At 61.2% G+C, this 18,666-nt stretch carries 18 protein-coding genes and 1 other annotated feature; of the genes, 16 read left to right on the plus strand and 2 right to left on the minus strand.

The features are described 5' to 3' along the window. The first annotated feature begins 87 nt into the window (after positions 1–87). The 5 genes from VQ071_RS03915 to VQ071_RS03935 all read left to right on the plus strand — a co-directional run bounded on the left by VQ071_RS03915 (position 88) and on the right by VQ071_RS03935 (position 4,983). Positions 88–1,197 (plus strand): hypothetical protein, encoded by a 1,110-nt coding sequence (locus VQ071_RS03915; RefSeq protein ID WP_340512549.1) that lies wholly within the window; start codon positions 88–90, stop codon positions 1,195–1,197. Between the two features lie 126 nt (positions 1,198–1,323). After that, positions 1,324–3,138 (plus strand): translation elongation factor 4, encoded by a 1,815-nt coding sequence (lepA, locus tag VQ071_RS03920; protein WP_340512550.1) that lies wholly within the window; start codon positions 1,324–1,326, stop codon positions 3,136–3,138. 35 nt (positions 3,139–3,173) lie between these two features. Next, a complete protein-coding gene (locus VQ071_RS03925) occupies positions 3,174–3,371 on the plus strand; it encodes a hypothetical protein (protein WP_340512551.1) in 198 nt (65 codons plus the stop codon). A gap of 86 nt (positions 3,372–3,457) precedes the next feature. After that, positions 3,458–4,639 carry a radical SAM family heme chaperone HemW gene (gene hemW, locus VQ071_RS03930; RefSeq protein ID WP_340512552.1) on the plus strand — a complete coding sequence of 394 codons (1,182 nt, stop codon included), beginning with the start codon at positions 3,458–3,460 and terminating at the stop codon, positions 4,637–4,639. Between the two features lie 89 nt (positions 4,640–4,728). Further along, positions 4,729–4,983 carry a YkgJ family cysteine cluster protein gene (locus VQ071_RS03935; protein ID WP_340512553.1) on the plus strand — a complete coding sequence of 85 codons (255 nt, stop codon included), beginning with the start codon at positions 4,729–4,731 and terminating at the stop codon, positions 4,981–4,983. Between the two features lie 680 nt (positions 4,984–5,663). On the opposite strand, the gene VQ071_RS03940 is transcribed toward VQ071_RS03935, so the two are convergent. Both VQ071_RS03940 and VQ071_RS03945 read right to left on the minus strand, forming a co-directional pair. Beyond that, a complete protein-coding gene (locus tag VQ071_RS03940; RefSeq protein WP_340512554.1) occupies positions 5,664–6,878 on the minus strand; it encodes an MFS transporter in 1,215 nt (404 codons plus the stop codon). 23 nt (positions 6,879–6,901) lie between these two features. Continuing rightward, positions 6,902–7,687 (minus strand): TrmB family transcriptional regulator, encoded by a 786-nt coding sequence (locus VQ071_RS03945; protein WP_340512555.1) that lies wholly within the window; start codon positions 7,685–7,687, stop codon positions 6,902–6,904. 231 nt (positions 7,688–7,918) lie between these two features. On the opposite strand from VQ071_RS03945, the gene VQ071_RS03950 reads away from it, so the two are divergent. The 11 genes from VQ071_RS03950 (at position 7,919) to VQ071_RS04000 (ending at position 18,481) form a co-directional block, all read left to right on the plus strand. Continuing rightward, on the plus strand, positions 7,919–8,386 hold the full coding sequence (locus VQ071_RS03950) for an N-acetyltransferase (protein ID WP_340512556.1): 468 nt from the start codon (positions 7,919–7,921) through the stop codon (positions 8,384–8,386). Between the two features lie 149 nt (positions 8,387–8,535). Then, positions 8,536–9,561 (plus strand): heat-inducible transcriptional repressor HrcA, encoded by a 1,026-nt coding sequence (gene hrcA / locus VQ071_RS03955; protein ID WP_340512558.1) that lies wholly within the window; start codon positions 8,536–8,538, stop codon positions 9,559–9,561. A gap of 43 nt (positions 9,562–9,604) precedes the next feature. Continuing rightward, positions 9,605–10,162 (plus strand): nucleotide exchange factor GrpE, encoded by a 558-nt coding sequence (gene grpE / locus VQ071_RS03960; protein ID WP_340512559.1) that lies wholly within the window; start codon positions 9,605–9,607, stop codon positions 10,160–10,162. A 55-nt stretch (positions 10,163–10,217) separates the two neighbouring features. Then, positions 10,218–12,068 carry a molecular chaperone DnaK gene (dnaK, locus tag VQ071_RS03965; protein WP_340512560.1) on the plus strand — a complete coding sequence of 617 codons (1,851 nt, stop codon included), beginning with the start codon at positions 10,218–10,220 and terminating at the stop codon, positions 12,066–12,068. 121 nt (positions 12,069–12,189) lie between these two features. After that, a complete protein-coding gene (gene dnaJ / locus VQ071_RS03970; RefSeq protein ID WP_340512561.1) occupies positions 12,190–13,308 on the plus strand; it encodes a molecular chaperone DnaJ in 1,119 nt (372 codons plus the stop codon). A gap of 58 nt (positions 13,309–13,366) precedes the next feature. Next, complete coding sequence (locus VQ071_RS03975; protein ID WP_340512563.1) at positions 13,367–14,518, plus strand: hypothetical protein; 1,152 nt, start codon at positions 13,367–13,369, stop codon at positions 14,516–14,518. 73 nt (positions 14,519–14,591) lie between these two features. Beyond that, positions 14,592–14,747, plus strand: coding sequence for a YfhD family protein (locus tag VQ071_RS03980; RefSeq protein WP_340512564.1), 156 nt, complete (start codon positions 14,592–14,594; stop codon positions 14,745–14,747). A gap of 5 nt (positions 14,748–14,752) precedes the next feature. Beyond that, positions 14,753–15,103 carry a hypothetical protein gene (locus tag VQ071_RS03985; protein ID WP_340512565.1) on the plus strand — a complete coding sequence of 117 codons (351 nt, stop codon included), beginning with the start codon at positions 14,753–14,755 and terminating at the stop codon, positions 15,101–15,103. Positions 15,104–15,159: 56 nt separating this feature from the next. Then, positions 15,160–15,387 (plus strand) — a binding site (T-box leader). A 55-nt stretch (positions 15,388–15,442) separates the two neighbouring features. After that, on the plus strand, positions 15,443–16,708 hold the full coding sequence (gene tyrS, locus VQ071_RS03990) for a tyrosine--tRNA ligase (protein ID WP_340512566.1): 1,266 nt from the start codon (positions 15,443–15,445) through the stop codon (positions 16,706–16,708). 85 nt (positions 16,709–16,793) lie between these two features. Further along, positions 16,794–17,795, plus strand: coding sequence for a 50S ribosomal protein L11 methyltransferase (gene prmA / locus VQ071_RS03995; RefSeq protein WP_340512567.1), 1,002 nt, complete (start codon positions 16,794–16,796; stop codon positions 17,793–17,795). Beyond that, positions 17,792–18,481 carry a site-2 protease family protein gene (locus VQ071_RS04000; RefSeq protein WP_340512568.1) on the plus strand — a complete coding sequence of 230 codons (690 nt, stop codon included), beginning with the start codon at positions 17,792–17,794 and terminating at the stop codon, positions 18,479–18,481. The genes prmA and VQ071_RS04000 overlap by 4 nt, the downstream gene beginning before the upstream one ends. Positions 18,482–18,666 lie beyond the last annotated feature (185 nt).

An 18,666-nucleotide genomic window follows, 5' to 3' on the forward strand; every position in this document is an offset into this window, starting at 1 on the left:
ACGAGGCGATTTGGAGCAATAACTATTCATTTCCATAATTACCCTGCCGATAATGGGTGTATAAAATCCTCCAACGGCGGTGTTCGCATGAAATTGCAAGGTATATCGCTTCCTCAGGTGCTTCCTCCGGCGCTTGCTCAACCTTTGGTCAAGCATGGGTCGCTGCCAGCCGTCAGTCAGACGCTGACGAAAGTCGAAGCAGGCAATCCGGATGACTTGTCCATCTCCGTCGCCGGGCTCGCGAAGTCCGCTATGCGTCAGCGGTTCCACACGGATTCGAGCGATGAGCGGAGTCCGGCCTCGTACTTGGCGAGCTACGCCGAGACGTACGCCAAGATTCGCGATGAGATATCGAGCGGCGATGGCGACGAGACTTACAAGACCGAGCAGCTTAGAATGCTCGACGAGGTTTACGGCCAGGCGACATCCGATGAGGCGGACAGGCTCGTCGACCAGTTCGACCGGTTTTTTAACGGCGCTGCCCAGGCAACGTCCGCGTACAAGATGACGACCGGCGATCCAGCGTTCGATCGGGCGGCATTCCGCGAGCATCTGGCGCAGCTCGCGGAGACCGCGAAGCAGATCGCGACTGCGCAGCCGGGCGGCGCGGAGCGGGGGCTGCTCGCCCTGACCGGTGCCGATCGCCTCGAGACGATGGATTATCGGGACATCGATGCACTATCCCGCGCGCTGAAGTCGATGCAGCCGCCGCCGGCACCGGGCTCCGACCCGGCCAAGTTCGGCGCCAAGCTGGCGGAATGGGAGAAGGCGGGCCGTGCCGCGCTCCACGAGGCAGGTCTGTCGGATCGCGTGGCGGAGACCGCCGTTCGCACCGTGAACGACACCGCGAAGGCTCGCCTCAAGACCGGCGCATACACGCAAGCTATCGATCAATATAAGGCCAAGATCGACGAGATGATGAAAAAACTGGCTCACTTGGCTTACCTGATCGCCGTCACGAACGGCAAGCTTGAATCGCTGAAGGGCTTGGACCCGAGCGACCCGCGCATCCAGAACCTGCTCCGGCGGGAGCGGGAGCTGGCGGACAGTCAGCGGGATATCGGCAAAGAACTGAAGGACCACCAGACGTCGCTCAAAAACCTCGAGAAAGATCCTGATAAGGTAGAGGGCACCGATGTGTACCGGCTCGCGAAGGCAAGCTATGACGAGGCGAATGGCCCCCAGGCGGCTAAGTAGGTTGGCTGTCTTACGTTATCGTCAAGCGTCTCCGCCCGATCCCGATTGCCGCTCCTTGACCCGGCTGATATAATAGACAGGATAGCCGGGCAACGGCATGTATCGGTGGAGGTAAGGACAAAGAAGATGGCAGACATCCAACACAAGCAAAGCCATATTCGCAATTTTTGCATTATCGCGCATATCGACCACGGCAAGTCGACATTGGCCGACCGCATATTGGAATATACGGGCACACTGACCGCGCGCGAGATGCAGGCCCAGGTGCTCGATTCGATGGACCTGGAGCGCGAGCGCGGCATCACGATCAAGCTGCAGGCCGTCCGGCTCAAGTACAAGGCCGACGACGGCGAGGTTTATACACTGCATCTGATCGACACGCCGGGACATGTCGACTTCACCTACGAGGTGTCGCGCAGTCTCGCGGCCTGCGAGGGCGCACTGCTCATCGTAGACGCTGCGCAGGGGATTGAGGCCCAGACGCTGGCGAACGTCTATCTCGCGCTGGACAACAATCTGGAGATTCTGCCGGTCATCAACAAGATCGACCTGCCGAGCGCCGAGCCGGAGCGGGTCAAGCAGGAGGTCGAGGACGTCATCGGACTCGACGCGAGCGAAGCGGTGCTCGCCTCCGCGAAGAACGGCATCGGCATCAAGGAGATTCTCGAGCAGGTCGTACAAAAGGTGCCCGCGCCCCAAGGCGATCCGGAAGCCCCGCTCAAGGCGTTGATCTTCGACTCCTACTACGATGCGTACAAAGGTGTAATCTGCTATATCCGCGTCATCGACGGCAAGCTCCGCGCGGGCTCGCCGATCAAGTTCATGGCGACGGGCGCGACGTTCGACGTCGTCGAGGTCGGCACGTTCATGCCGCGCTCGACGATCGTGGACGAGCTGGGGCCGGGCGACGTAGGTTTCGTGACCGCGTCGATCAAAAACGTCAAGGACACGCGCGTCGGCGACACGATCACCAATGCCAAGCGTCCGACCGCCGAGGCGCTCGCGGGCTACCGCGGCATCAACCCGATGGTGTTCTGCGGCCTGTATCCGATCGAGTCTTCGGATTACAACGATCTGCGGGACGCCCTCGAGAAGCTCGAGCTGAACGACGCGTCGCTCCGCTTCGAGCCGGAGACGTCGCAGGCGCTCGGCTTCGGCTTCCGCTGCGGCTTCCTCGGGATGCTGCATATGGAGATCATCCAGGAGCGGATCGAGCGCGAGTTCAACATCCCGCTCATTACGACGGCGCCGAGCGTTATTTACAAGGTGACGCTGACGAGCGGCGCGCAGATCGACATCTCGAATCCTTCGGAGTATCCGGAGGCGGGCAAGCTCGACTTCGTCGAAGAGCCGTACGTCAAGGCGTCGATCATCGTGCCCAAGGACTACGTCGGCGCCATCATGGAGCTGTGTCAAGGCAAGCGCGGCGAATTCATCGATATGCAGTACCTCGATGCCAACCGTGTCACGTTGAAGTACGACATTCCGCTCGCGGAGATCGTGTACGACTTTTTCGACCAGCTCAAGTCCGGCACCAAGGGCTACGCCAGCTTCGACTACGAGCTGACCGGCTACCGCCAGTCCAACCTCGTCAAGATGGACATTCTGCTGAACGGCGAGCAGGTGGACGCCCTCTCGTTCATCGTGCACAGGGACCGCGCTTACCAGCGCGGACGCGTTATTTGCGAGAAGCTGAAGGACCTGATCCCGCGTCAGATGTTCGAGGTGCCGATCCAGGCGGCCGTCGGTCAGAAGATCGTCTCCCGCGAGACGATCAAGGCGATGCGCAAGAACGTCTTGGCCAAGTGCTACGGCGGCGACATCTCGCGCAAGCGCAAGCTGCTCGAGAAGCAAAAGGAAGGCAAAAAGCGCATGAAGCAGGTCGGCAACGTCGAGGTGCCGCAGGAAGCGTTCATGGCCGTGCTGAAGCTGGACGATTAATTAAAGCGTAAAGACGGACGGAGGCGGAGGAAGTCATGGCGCTCGTGCCGATCTATTCCGGCGAACAGATGCTCATTAGCGCGGATCCCGCCAAAGGACATGTGCATATCGAGATGTCCAGCACCGGGTACCGGGAACGTTACGTATCGCTGTACATCGAGCGGGCGGAGGAACTCGAGGAGATCATCGACGCCCTCGTCCGCGCCAAGGAACATCTGACAGACGAAGGTTAGCAGCCGGCTCTCCGCAGGACTAGGTCCCGGAGAGCTTTTGCTTCCGTCGAACGTGCCGCCCCTGCCACCCGAGAGGAGCTCAACCTATGAATCATGCAACCGCGACAGTCCCGCCGCTTCACGCGTGGACGCCGAGGGCGCTGTATATACACATCCCGTTTTGCACGAACAAATGCTACTACTGCGACTTCAACTCCTACGTGGCCGCGGGGCAGCCGATCGACGCCTATCTCGATGCCTTGGAGCGGGAGATGGAGCGTACCGTGCGCGAGCTGCCGCCGGAGACGATCGGCAAGGTATTCGTCGGCGGCGGCACACCAACCGTGCTTAATCCCACGCAGATGACGCGGTTTCTCGACGCGGTAAAGCGTCATTTTCCGATCGCTGGCGGGGCCGAGTTTACGATGGAGGCGAACCCCGGCACGACCGATCCGGACAAGCTCGCGGCGATGCGGGCAGGCGGCGTCAACCGGATCAGCTTCGGCGCACAGACGTTCGACAACGGCTTGCTCGCCGCCATCGGCCGCATTCACGAGGCGGATGACGTCGTGAACAGCATTGCCAACGCCAAGGCGGCAGGCTTCACGAATCTGTCGATCGACCTCATGTTCGGACTGCCGCGCCAGACGCTGCAGCAGCTGGCCGACAGCGTCGAGCGGGCGCTCGAGCTCGATCTGCCGCATTATTCGCTGTACAGTCTGAAGGTCGAAGAGAACACGCTGTTCCATCGATTGTACGAACGAGGCGAGCTGCCGCTGCCCGAGGAAGACACCGAGGTCGCGATGTTCGAGCATCTGCGTCGTCGGCTTGGCGAAGCGGGCTACGGGCATTACGAGATCAGCAACTTTGCCCGTCCGGGCTTCGAGAGCCGGCACAACTCCGCCTATTGGCACAACGAGCCTTACTACGGACTCGGTGCGGGCGCGCACGGGTATGCGAGAGGCGAGCGTCATCTCAATATCAAGGGCGTGCAGCCTTACATCGATGCCGCGAATGCGCGCCTGCCCAGACTCGAGCGCAACGCCGTGCCGGTCAAGGAAGCGATGGAAGACTTCATGATGGTCGGCCTGCGGCTGCGCGCGGGCGTGCGGGATGCCGACTTCGCGCTGCAGTTCGGCGGCGCGAGCTTGACGGATGTGTTTGGTCCGGTGCTGGACAAGCTGCTGGCGCAGGGACTGCTGGAGCGGACACCGGAGGACGACGGCTATCGTCTGAGCGAGGCGGGCGTGCCGCTGGGCAACGAAGTATTCGGGGCGTTTCTGTCCTGAAGTTGCAACTGGCCGGGACGGTGGCGTGGCGGCAGCTTCTGCCGGACCGAGCGGCTGCACGCGGGAGCGAGAGCGAGGGGGGAGCCAGTATGGAATGCAGAGCCGGATGCGGCGCATGCTGCATCGTCGTGTCGATCTCCTCGCCGATTCCGGGAATGCCCGGCGGCAAGCCTGCGGGCGTACGCTGCGTGCAGCTGACGCCCGACAATCGCTGCCTGCTGTTCGGCCAGCCGCAGCGGCCGGTTATATGCGGCCAGCTGCAGCCATCCCGCGAGATGTGCGGCAGCCGCGACGAAGAGGCGTTCGCTTATCTGGCCGAGCTGGAGCGGCTGACGGCGCCATGACATAACGAAAAGAGCCCTTGCATCAAGTGTGCAAGGGCTCTTTTCGTCATGAGACGCGCATGCAGAGCGATGAAGCGGAGGCATCGCCTCTTGTAGTGAAGGCGGTGCCTCCCGCGTCACATTTTTACGGCCGTTACGCGGCATTATCGCATAACTCGGCCACCTGGCGGCATTCCAGCGGCCGTTATGCGGTACTATCGCCCAACTCGGCCACCTGGCGGCATTTCAGCTGCCGTTACGCGATACTATCGCACAACTCGGGCTCCAGGTGGCATTTCTGCCGCCGTTACGCGGTACTATCGCACAACTCGCCCTCTGTACCGTGTATTTGCGTGCGTTACGCGATACAATCGCATAACTCGGCCACCTGGCGGCATTTCAACGGCCGGTATGCGATACTACCGCACAACTCGCCCTCTGTACCGTGTATTTGCGTGCGTTACGCGGTATCATCGCACAACTCGGCCACCTGGAGGCATTTCAGCGGCCGTTACGCGATACTATCGCACAACTCGCCCTTCACGCCGCACCGGGCAGTTCAACGGGCATCGCCATCATCGGCGATGCCCGTTGAATTTATGCCGCCCTTTGACCAACTGATGGATGACTTCGAAGATGATGAGTCCCCCCGCGATCGCGCCTGACAGCATGAATGCCTTGGCTCCGTTCGCCTTCTTGCCTCACCTTCCCCGCAGCTCCGCGTCCTTCGGCAGCAGCAGCGTGAAGATGCCCAGCAGTGGCAGATAAGCGCAAATATGCATGACCGTCGAGATGCTGGTGTGGTCGGCGATCTCGCCGAGCAGCGCCGAGCCGAGGCCGCCCAGGCCGAACGCGAGGCCGAAGAACAGGCCGGATACGAGGCCGATCTTGCCGGGCAGCAGCTCCTGCGCATACACGACGATGATCGAGAAAGCGGACGAGAGCACGAAGCCTGCGCAAATGCACAGTACGGCGGACCAGAACGGGTCGGCGTACGGGAGCGCGATCGAGAACGGCGCGGTGCCCAGAATGGACAGCCAGATGATGTTGCGGCGTCCGAAGCGGTCCGCCAGCGGTCCGCCGATGAAGGTGCCCGCTGCGGAAGCGACGAGAAAGGCGAACAAATACCATTGCGCCTGCTGCTTGCCGACACCGAAGTCGTCGATCAGATACAGCGAGTAGAAGCTGGTGAAGCTGGATAAGTATACATGCTTGGAAAAAACGAGCAGGATCAAAATGCCGACCGACATTCGCACCTTGCCCGCGGAAAGCTTGAGCGCGGACTTCTCGTCATGCGCCACCGCTTTTTTCGGCTTCGGCGCAGCGCCTACCGCCGCATACCAGCGTGCCACCACCGTTTGCAGCACGATGCCTGCGACGGCTGCGATGACGAACAGGAGCACGCCTTTTTGCCCGAGGGGGATAAAAATAAGTGCGGTCATAACCGGGCCGAGCGAGCTGCCGATATTGCCGCCGACCTGGAAGATCGACTGGGCGAGGCCGCGGTTGCTGCCGGCCGCCAGGTAGGCGACGCGCGACGATTCGGGATGGAAGACAGCCGAGCCGACGCCGATCGCCGTCACGGACAGCAGGATCATGGCAAAGCTGGGCGCGAGCGCGAGCATGACGACGCCGAGCAGCGTGAAGCAGACGCCGATGGGCAGAATGTAAGGCCGTGGCTTCTTGTCGGCGAACCAGCCGACGAGCGGTTGAAGGAACGATGCGGTGATGTTCATCATAAAGGCGATGAGGCCGATCTGCCCATAGCTCAGATGCTGCGACTCGCGGAGCACCGGGAACAGCGCGGTCACGGTCGATTGCATCGAGTCGTTGAGCAGATGAACCGTGCTGATCATGAACAATATCGGAAAAACGGTTGCGCTGGCAGGCAGCGCGCGGATGGCCGCGGTTTTCATGTGCGAATTCTCTCCTTAATACCTCATTCGAGTCCGTAATCCTGGCGATAACGCTCCAGCAGCCGCTCATAATCGCCGCCGTAAGCCTGTTCGAGCTCGGGGCCGAAGTCCCGCTCGATATCCATCATCATGACGTCGTGTTGGAACGCCTGCTTCAGGATGTGCGCGACGGCCGGGTGGTTCGTCTCCAGCGCCGCGGATTTGCCGCGCGTGCCGAAGCTGCCGATGAAGCCTTCCTTCCAGTCGCACAGCACGTAATAGTCGCGGGCATCGCCATTCAGCCACATCTCCATCCGCTTGTGCGTGCGCACATGCTTGAGCGCCGATCGGACGGGACCTAGCGTGATGGCGACGACCACTACACCTCTCGCCTCCGCCTCCAGCAGCAGCGGCTCCAGCTCCGCGAAGTCTTCGCTCCAGACGTCGACGACGATCGAACGCTCCGCGCTCACGATCATGCGCCGGATAGAGGCGAGGATGTTGGCGTCGCCGGACCAGCTGTAAAAGGAAGGAGGAGGCAGCTGGGGCTTAAGCTCCCTGACAAGCACGTCCGCAATCTCGTCGAACTCGGAGCGCAGCATCCGTACGACCTGCCCGACCGGCACGGCGCCGTACATCACCGGGTCGCCCTCCGCGGCCCGGCATACGCCTTTGTCCACCAGGGATCTCAGTGCCGCGTATACGTTGGTGCGGGATACGGAGACGCGTTTGGCGACTTCGTAGCCCGAGAGCGCGGCTTCCTCATGCAGCGCCAGATAACAGCGTGCTTCCAGCTCGGATAGCCCCAGCCGCTTGAGCCTGTCGATCAAGAGATAACCACCTTTCTGTTAGTCGTATTTTGGAATACTACCTTTTGAGGGTATTATGAACGGGTAAATATGCCTTGTCAATTGTTATTTGCCGAATTCATATTTATCGTTCGCAGCCGAATCCAAGCCGGTCTTCAATAAACTATTGAGAATTCATTCGTCATAATGTATATTTATTCACATCATCATTTATCGGGCGCCGAGGGCGCGTACGGGAAGCGGGGGAGACCGATGAACACGACTATCGTAAGCCGCAAGGCAAAGCCGGAGGACGTAGAAGCCTTGTTCGAGCTGATTCAGGGCTATGCGGAAAAGGGGATTATGCTGCCCCGATCGCGAGAGGCGCTGCTGCGCCATATCGATTCCTTCGTCGTCGTCGAGGATAGCGGCTTGTTGATCGGCTGCGGTTCGTTGTTCAAGCTCGGCTCCGATCTGGTCGAGATCCGTTCGCTCGGGATGAGTGAGGGCCACAAGGGGAAGGGCATCGGTTCCCGCATCGTCGATGCGCTGATCGAGGAGGCGCGCCGGATGAATATTCCGAAGGTCATGGCGCTCACTTATGAAGTGAATTTTTTCTTGAAAAACGGCTTCGAAGTCGTCGACAAGGAGATTTTTCCCGAGAAAGTATGGACGGATTGCATACACTGCAGCAAGCGCAACAACTGCGACGAGATCGCTGTCGTTCGTCTGCTCGACTGAATTGAACGCACCGCCGGGCGATCGCCCGAATAAATGCCGAACCGTCTCCGGTCGTCTTGACACGACAGGCGCGGTTTGGTATTTTTGTATTAGTGATTAGCACTCATTGGTGTTGAGTGCTAACGACGGCGAGGAGGGTGAACGGATATATGCTCAGCGAGCGTCAACGTATGATTCTAAGTGCCATTGTGGATGATTATATTCGCTCGGCGGAGCCGGTCGGCTCGCGCAGCATATCCAAGCGCAGCGACGTCTCGTTCAGCCCCGCTACCATCCGCAATGACATGGCCGATCTGGAGGAGCTGGGGCTCCTCGAACAGCCGCATACGTCGGCCGGCCGCATTCCTTCCATTAAGGGATATCGTTATTATGTGGATCATCTCATCCGGCATGGCGGCGTCAAGGAGCAGGACGTCAGGCGCCTGCACAGTCTGGTCGCGGACAAGATGAACCATTGGGAGGGCGCCGTCAGTCATGCGGCGACCATCGTGTCGCAGCTGACCAACTACACGTCTATCGTCCTGGGGCCGGATTCGTTCCATACGAGTCTGAAGCACTTCCAGCTGCTCCCGCTGACCGATACGACGGCGGTCGCGATCGTGGTCGCCAACACCGGACACGTCGAGCATCGCACCATCTCGCTGCCCGAGGGCGTGAGCATGGACGATATGCGCCGGATCGCAGGCTTGCTCAACGACAAGCTGACCGGCGTTCCGTTCTACAAGGTGAAGTCGGTGCTGTATACCGAGGTAGCCAACGAGCTCACCAGCTACGTCGATCATTGCGAGCATATTTTGTCCCTGCTCGAGGATACGCTGAAGGAAGAGGCCGAGCCCAAGGTGTTCCTGAGCGGCGCGACCAACATCTTGACGCAGCCCGAGTTCAAGGACGTCGACAAGGTCAAGGGCATACTTGACTTGCTCGACGAGACGCCGCTGCTGATGCAGCTGTTTCAGTCGCTGTCCGGAGGGATACAGGTACGGATAGGGACGGAGAACGGCGTCGAGGCGATCAATCAATGCAGTCTTGTGACGGCAACCATCACGGCGGACGGTCATCTGCTCGGCACGATCGGCATACTGGGCCCTACGCGCATGGAATACGGCAAGGTGATCGGATTGCTGGACTATTTATCCGGAGATTTGACCCGTCTTTACAACCGATTGTACAAATAATTCGGAATCGCATATCTTGCGCAATAGAGAAAGGAGCCTTACGATGGATCAGGAATTCAAGCAAGAGCCGAATGTCGACGAGACGGCACAGGCGGCTCCCGATACAGAAGCTGCCGAGGCTGCGGAAGCCGGGATTCCCGAAGCTGCGGAGGATGCGCGCTTCGAGGAGCTCAAGCGCCAGGCGGAGGAGGCGCATCAGCGTCAGCTGCGCGTGCAGGCGGACTTCGACAACTATCGCCGCCGTACACTTAAGGAGACGGCCGACCTGCAGAAGTACGCATCGGTCAAGCTCGTGACGAATTTGCTGCCCGTGCTCGACAACTTCGGGCGCGCGCTCCAGACTTCGACCGAGGCGGTCGAGAGCGATTCGTTCGTCAAGGGCATCGAGATGATCAACCGCCAGCTCTGGCAGGTGCTTGAGGCCGAAGGGCTGAAGGCGATGGATCCGGTCGGCCAGCCGTTCGATCCCGAGCTGCAGCAGGCGATCATGCAGGTAGAGTCCGAGGAGTACGAAGAGGGCGTCGTCGTCGAGGTCGTGCAGCCCGGCTATTGGCTGAACGACAAGGTCATCCGTCCGGCCATGGTCAAGGTCAGCGGGTAATGAATACTTAATCGAGCATTTATCCGAGCAAATTACGACTGGAGGAGTTTAAATCATGAGCAAAGTTATCGGCATCGACCTGGGTACTACCAACTCTTGCGTAGCGGTTATGGAGGGCGGCGAAGCCGTCGTCATCCCGAATCCGGAGGGCAACCGCACGACACCGTCCGTCGTCGGCTTCAAGAAGGACGGAGAGCGCATCGTCGGCGACACGGCCAAGCGTCAGGCCATCACCAACCCGGACCGCACCGTCATCTCGATCAAGCGCCACATGGGCACGAACCACAAGGAGACGATCGACGGCAAGGAATACTCGCCGCAGGAGATCTCCGCGATCATTTTGCAGAAGCTGAAGTCCGACGCCGAGGCCTATCTCGGCCAGACGGTGACGCAAGCCGTCATCACCGTTCCCGCATACTTTAATGACAGCCAGCGTCAGGCGACCAAGGACGCGGGCGCCATTGCGGGCCTCGAAGTGCTGCGTATCGTCAACGAGCCGACGGCGGCGGCGCTGGCCTACGGTCTGGAAAAGGCCGAAGATCAGACGATCCTCGTATTCGACCTTGGCGGCGGCACGTTCGACGTCTCCATCCTCGAACTGGGCTCCGGCTTCTTCGAAGTCAAGGCGACGAGCGGCGACAATCACCTCGGCGGCGACGACTTCGACCAGGCGATCATGGAATGGATGTCCGCCGAGTTCAAGAAGGAGCAAGGCATCGACCTCCTGAAGGACAAATCCGCCGTACAGCGTCTGAAGGACGCCGCGGAAAAGGCGAAAAAGGAACTGTCCGGCGTGCTCCAGACGACGATCTCGCTGCCGTTCATCACGGTCGTCGACGGCGTGCCGCAGCATCTTGAGATGAACCTGACGCGCGCCAAGTTCGACGAGATCACGGCTTCGCTCGTCGAGCGCACGATGGGCCCGACGCGCCAGGCGATGTCCGACGCGGGTCTGTCCGCTTCGCAGATCGACAAGATCGTGCTCGTCGGCGGCTCGACGCGTATCCCTGCCGTCCAGGAAGCGATCAAGCGCCTGACCGGCAAGGATCCTCACAAGGGCGTTAACCCCGACGAAGTCGTCGCGCTCGGCGCGGCGGTTCAAGCGGGCGTCCTGACGGGCGACGTCAAGGACGTCGTACTGCTCGACGTTACCCCGCTCTCCCTCGGCATCGAGACGGCCGGCGGCGTGCTGACGAAGATGATCGACCGCAATACGACGATCCCGACGAGCAAGTCGCAAGTATTCTCCACCTTCGCCGACAACCAGACGCAGGTTGAGATTCACGTGCTCCAGGGCGAACGTGCGATGGCGCGCGACAACAAGACGCTCGGCCGCTTCAACCTGACGGACATCCCGCTGGCGCCGCGCGGCGTACCGCAGATCGAAGTCACGTTCGACATCGACGCCAACGGCATCGTCAACGTCTCCGCGCTCGACAAGGGCACGGGCAAGAGCCAGAAGATCACGATCACGTCCTCGGGCGGCCTGTCCAAGGAAGAGATCGAGCGCATGCAGAAAGAAGCCGAGCTGCACGCCGAAGAGGACAACAAGCGCCGCGAGCTGATCGAAGCCAAGAACAGCGCCGACCAGCTGGTCTATGCGGCCGACAAGGCCGTCAAGGATCTGGGCGACAAGGTCGAAGCCTCCGAGACGGCGAACGTCGAAGCGGCCAAGGAAAAAGTCAAGAAGGCGCTTGAGAGCGACAATCTCGACGAGATCAAGGCGGCGTCCGACGAGCTGTCCGGCATCGTACAGCAGCTGTCGGTCAAGGTCTACGAGCAAGCCGCGCAGGAAGCCCAAGCCGCGCAAGGCGGGGCTGACGGCGCAGACGCAGGCCCCGCATCGGCCAAGAAGGACAATGTCGTCGATGCAGACTACGAAGTCGTGGACGAAGACAAGAAATAAGCGATAGATAGCCGGCTGCCGGCGGCAGCGAGTAGTCAAAGCCGGTTCCGCCAGGTCGTTTGCCACCGTGCAAACGCGGCGGAACCCGCTTTGACTTTGTCATGGAGATGGAGGTTGAACAGTGGCGGACAAAAGGGATTATTACGAGGTGCTCGGCGTAGGCAAGGGCGCTTCGGCGGACGATATCAAAAAAGCATACCGCGGCCTCGCCCGCAAGTATCACCCTGACGTGAACAAGGCGGCCGATGCCGAAGCCAAGTTCAAGGAAGTCAAGGAAGCGTACGATACGTTGAGCGACGATCAGAAGCGCGCCCGGTACGACCAGTTCGGGCATGAAGACCCGATGGCGGGCATGGGCGGCGGCCAGGGCGACTTCAGCGGCGGCTTCGGCGATATATTCGATATGTTCTTCGGCGGCGGCGGCGGACGGCGCGATCCCAACGCGCCGCAGCGGGGCAACGACCTGCAGTATACGATGACGATCGAATTCAAGGAAGCCGTCTTCGGCAAAGAGCTCGACATCACCATTCCGCGCACCGAGAGCTGCGACCACTGCCACGGCAGCGGGGCGGAACCGGGCTCCAAGGTCGACAACTGCCCGACTTGTCGCGGCACCGGCCAGCAGGAAGTCGCGCAGAACACGCCGTTCGGCCGCATCGTCAACCGCAGGACGTGTTCGACCTGCGGCGGCCGCGGCAAGATCATCAAGGAGCGTTGCAAAGTATGCTCCGGCAATGGCCAGGTGAAGAAGCAGCGCAAAATTCACATCAAGATTCCGGCCGGCGTGGACGACGGCTCGCAGCTGCGCGTGAGCGGCGAAGGCGAAGGCGGCACGCGCGGCGGACCTGCGGGCGACCTGTACGTCGTCCTGCGCGTCAAGGCGCATGACTTCTTCGAGCGCGACGGCGACGACATCTACTGTGAGGTGCCGCTGACGTTCGCGCAGGCGGCGCTCGGCGACGAGATCGAGATTCCGACGCTGACCGAGAAGGTCAAGCTCAAGATCCCGGCCGGCACCCAGACGGGCACATACTTCCGCCTCAAGGGCAAAGGCGTGCCCAAGCTGCGCGGCTACGGCCAGGGCGACCAGCACGTCAAGGTGACGATCGTCACGCCGACGAACCTGACCGAAGCGCAGCGCGAGCTGCTGCGGGAGTTCGGCTCGACCACGGGCGAATCGACGCACGAGCAGCATCAGTCGATCTTCGAGCGCATGAAGAAGGCGATTCTGGGCGACTGATGCTTGTTAAAAAGCCATCCCTATTGTCATGAATATGACATTGGGGATGGCTTTTTGCATGAGGAGCCGCTGCCGGGCGCAGCCTAGCCGCGCATCGCCTCTCGAAGTGAAGGCGATGGGCTTCGCGCGCCGTCCGGGAGGCGTATCGCCTCTCGTAGTGAAGGCGATGGGCTTCGCGCACCGCCCGGGAGTCGCATCGCCTCTCGTAGAGAAGGCGATGGGCTTCGCGCACCGTCCGGGAGTCGCATCGCCTCTCGTAGTGAAGGCGATGGGCTTCGCGCACCGCCCGGGAGGCGCATCGCCTCTCGTAGAGAAGGCGATGGGCTTCGCGCACCGCCCGGGAGGCGTATCGCCTCTCGTAGTGAAGGCGATGGGCTTCGCGCGCCGTCCGGGAGGCGTATCGCCTCTCGTAGTGAATGCGATGGGCTTCGCACACCGTCCGGGAGTCGCATCGCCTCCCGTAGTGAAGGCGATGGGCTTCGCGCGCCACCCGGGAGTCGTATCGCCTCTCGTAGTGAAGGCGATGGGCTTCGCGCACCGCCCGGGAGTCGCATCGCCTCTCGAAGTGAAGGCGATGGGCTTCGCGCACCGCCCGGGAGGCGTATCGCCTCTCGTAGTGAAGGCGATGGGCTTCGCGCACCGCCCGGGAGTCGCATCGCCTCTCGTGGTGAAGGCGATGGGCTTCGCGCACCGCCCGGGAGTCGCATCGCCTCTCGTAGTGAAGGCGATGGGCTTCGCGCGCCACCCGGGAGTCACATCGCCTCTCGTAGTGAAGGCGATGGGCTTCGCGCACCACCCGGGAGGCGCATCGCCTCTCGTAGAGAAGGCGATGGGCTTCGCGCACCGCCCGGGAGTCGCATCGCCTCTCGTAGTGAAGGCGATGGGCTTCGCGCACCGCCCGGGAGGCGTATCGCCTCTCGTAGTGAAGGCGATGGCTGCTGCGCACCGTCCGGGAGGCGCATCGCCTCTCGTAGTGAAGGCGATGGGCTTCGCGCGCCGTCCGGGAGTCGCATCGCCACTCGTAGAGAAGGCGATGGGCTTCGCGCACCGCCCGGGAGTCGCATCGCCTCTCGTGGTGAAGGCGATGGGCTTCGCGCACCGCCCGGGAGGCGCATCGCCACCCGCAGCAAAGGTGATGCCCACCGCCTGTCGCCCGGCCAGCCCACCGCCTGTCGCCCGGCCAGCCCACCGCCCGTCGCCCCGCGCATAAGCCGTCTGCAATCGCGCATCCTACAAGTGAGACTGCATGCATCAGAATCGCCACTACGGGAGGAACAGCATCGATGGGCAAGCGGAACAAGAGCGACAAACATCAGTTGCCACTGGCGAAGGCCGAGGACGTCGAGTTCGCGGCCGAGCGCGCGGACCAGGACGATCTCGAGGCGCTGCGGCGCTCGGAGGAAGCAGAACGCCGCGCGCAGCAATACGAAGGGACGTGAGCGGCGTGGACAAGACGACGCTGGAGGCGAGCTTCGACTCGCAGGAGGAAGCGGAGGCGGCGGTTCGCAAGCTGACGGCGCTGCGCGGCGACCGTTTCCGCATGGAGAGCGCGGCGGCCGGCGCGGACTTCGGCTCTCGCGCGGGCCAACAGAATGCGATTGCGAGCGGCATCGCGAGCGCGATGCTCTACGGCGGCGCAGAGCTCGAAGCGGCCGAGGAGCTGGGCACGGGCGCGTCGGAGTACGGCCCGGGCGCATCGAAGGCAGCGGCGATCCGGCTGACCGCCGATATTCCCGGCGAGTCGGTCGAGCGGGCGCGCAAAGTCATCTCGGAGACGGGCGGCACGCTCGTATAGCGATATAATCGTTGACATCGCGAGTTAATTTCAATAAACTGTCTGTAATTCGATATGCATATGCGTTGAAGGAGTCAGTAGCTGCCTAGTCCCTGTCGCAGAGAGCCGGGGGTCGATGCGACCCGGCACACACGAAGGCCAGCGAAGTACGCTCTGGAGTATCCCGGGTAATGCCGGGCGGACTGGCGAACGATATCGCGCTTAAGAGCGGCATCCATGACTCGCATGCGCGAGATCCATCGGTGCAATTTGGGTGGTAACACGGTTATTGAATCGTCCCTACGTCTTATACAGACGAGGGGCGATTTTTATTTTTCTCAGACAAGGGAGCGGCTCACAATGAACATTATCGACGAACTGGAATGGCGCGACGCCATCAACCAACAGACGGATGCGGAAGGACTGCGGGAGCTGACGAACGAGAAGTCGGTGTCGCTGTACTGCGGCGTGGATCCGACGGGGGACAGCATGCACATCGGGCACCTGATCCCGTTTATGGTGCTGCGGCGTTTCCAGCTGGCCGGCCACCGGCCGGTCATCCTGATCGGCGGCGCGACCGGCACGATCGGCGATCCGAGCGGCCGCACGACCGAGCGCTCGCTGCAGACGATGGAGCAGATTCAGGCGAATGTCGAGGCGCTCTCGGCGCAGCTCACCAAGCTGTTTCTGACCGATGATACCAGCCAGGCGCCGATGCGCATCGTCAACAATTACGATTGGACGCACAAGATCAACGTGATCGAGTTTCTGCGCGACTACGGCAAAAACTTCAGCATCAACGCGATGCTGGCCAAGGACGTCGTGGCAAGCCGGCTCGACAGCGGCATCTCCTTTACGGAGTTCTCCTACATGATCCTGCAATCGCTCGACTACCTGCATCTGTACCGGGAAGAGGACGTCCAGCTGCAGATCGGCGGCTCCGACCAATGGGGCAACATCACGAGCGGTCTCGACCTGATCCGCAAAAAAGAAGGCGCGGACGCCAAGGCATTCGGTTTGACAATCCCGCTTATGCTGAAGGCCGACGGCACGAAGTTCGGCAAGACGGCGGGCGGCGCCGTATGGCTCGATCCGAACAAGACGACGCCTTACGAGTTCTACCAGTTCTGGGCCAACACGGACGACCGGGATGTCGTCAAGTACTTGAAGTACTTCACGTTCCTGACCAAGGAACGGATCGACGAGCTGGCGGAAAAGGTGCAGAGCGAGCCGCACAAGCGCGAGGCGCAAAAAACGCTGGCCGAGGAAATGACGAGATTCGTGCATGGAGAGGAACTGCTCGCGCAAGCCAAACGCATCACCGAAGCGCTGTTCAGCGGCGACATCAAGGCGCTCACCGCCGACGAGATCGAGCAAGGCTTCAAGGAGATGCCGACGTTCGAAGCTGCCCGCGAAGCGAAAAATATCGTCGACTGGCTCGTCGATCTGACGATCGAGCCTTCCAAGCGGCAGGCGCGCGAGGATATTACGAAGGGCGCGATCTACCTGAACGGCGAGCGTGTCAGCGACCTGGAGCTAGCTATATCCGAGAGCCATGCGATCGGCGGGCGGTTCATCATTATCCGCAAAGGCAAGAAAAACTACAGTTTGGTAAAAATCGTCTAGCAAAGACGCTTCTGCCCTGCCTTTGCTTCCCGTTCCGGGCTGGCTGTATAATGGGTGCTAACGAGTCGTCTAGGGGGAAACGGAATTGCGTTGGTTCGAGATTACGATTGTGGCAAACGAGCAGGCCCAGGAAATGGTCGCTCACTATATGCATGAATTGGGCGCGGGGGGCGTCTCGATTGAAGAATCTTGGTCGCCCGACAAGCCGAGGGATACGTCGCTCGGTCAATGGTACGACAAGCCGCTGAACGACATTCCTGCGGGACTTGCCGTCATCGCCGGCTATTTTCCGGAGGATATTTACAGCGACAGTCTGGTAGAGGAGCTCTCCGGTTTGCTGCGCGGGCTGCCGGAGTACGGTTATGACGCGGGAGACTTCACCGTGGAGACCCGCGAGGTGAACGAGGATGACTGGGCGCATGCCTGGAAAAAGTACTTCAAGCCGCTGCCGGTGTCCGAGCGTCTGACGATCAAGCCGACCTGGGAGGATTATACGCCCCGGGAGGACGAATTGATCATCGAGCTCGATCCCGGCATGGCGTTCGGCACGGGGACGCATCCGACGACGGCGCTCTGCCTGCGCACGCTCGAAGGCGCGATCCGGGCGGGCGACACCGTCATCGACGTCGGCACCGGCTCCGGCATTCTCGCCATCGGCGCGATGAAGCTCGGTGCCTCGCGCGTGCTGGCGCTCGACCTCGATCCTGTCGCCGTCTCGAGCGCGACGGAGAACGTCAAGCTGAATGCGCTTGAACAGGATATCGAGGTGCGGCTGAGCGATCTGCTCGGCGTGCTCCAGGAAGGCGAAGACGCCGGAGCCGGGGCGCAATCCGAGACTTCGAAGGTCGTCCCGCCCGTCGATCTGGTCGTCGCCAACATTCTCGCGGAGATTATCCTGCTCTTTATCGCAGACGTATTCGACGTCTTGAAGCCAGGCGGCATCTATATTGCGAGCGGCATATACAAGAACAAGGAAGAAGACGTCGAAGCGGGGCTGCTCGCCGCAGGCTTCGAGATCGTGGATCGCGTGCGGCAGGACGACTGGATCGCCTTCGTCTGCGGCAAGCCGAAGGGTGAGGACGAATGAGCTTTCTATGGTTCCCGCTCAGCGAGCTGCCGTTCGTCCTGCTGACGATGCTCATCGCCTTCACCGTGCACGAATTCGCACATGCGTGGACGGCCTACAAGTTCGGCGACCCGACCGCCTACGAGCAAGGCCGGGTCACGCTGAACCCGATGGCGCATCTGGATCTGTTCGGCATCCTGTTCCTGCTCGTCGCCGGCTTCGGCTGGGCGAAGCCTGTGCCGGTCCGGCGCAGCCGGTTCAAGCATCCGCGCCTCATGAATATCGCGGTTACGGCTGCGGGGCCCGTCAGCAACCTGCTGCTGGCGTTTATCGGATTGCTGATCTATCTGTTGCTCGTGAAGTTCGGCGCGCTGGACCAGTACGCCACCCATGAGACCGTTTGGACTTTTTTCAGTTATTTCGTGCCGATCAATGTCATGCTGTTTTTGTTCAACCTGATCCCGCTGCCGCCGCTCGACGGCTACCGGATCGTCGAGGAGTTCGCGCCCCTGCGGCTGCGGCTCAAGATGATTCAGTTCGAGCAGTGGGGAATGTTTTTGTTCCTGCTGTTCGTGTTCCTGCCGCCGCTCAAAGCCGTGACGCTGACGCCGCTCTTCTCGCTGGGGCGGCCGATTATCCGGGGCACGACGATCTGGCTGGCGGAGCTGCTGCATATTACGACGCCGTTTTACGGGTTTACTTCTTGATCGGCGGCACGGCGCATCGGTTCTATATGAAGACGGCCTTCGGGGTATCCGCCTCGAAGGCTTTTCTTGCTTGCGAGGTCTGTCGCCGCATGGCGTTGCACGCGAATGTATCCGCCATGTGGCGCCCGCGAAGCTAGCGCCTAAGCGCGATTCGCGGTATGATGGACGGTGGAACTTGAATCGAT

Source organism: Cohnella sp. 56, from assembly GCF_037963805.1.
In the GTDB taxonomy this organism is placed as follows: Bacteria; Bacillota; Bacilli; order Paenibacillales; family Paenibacillaceae; genus Cohnella.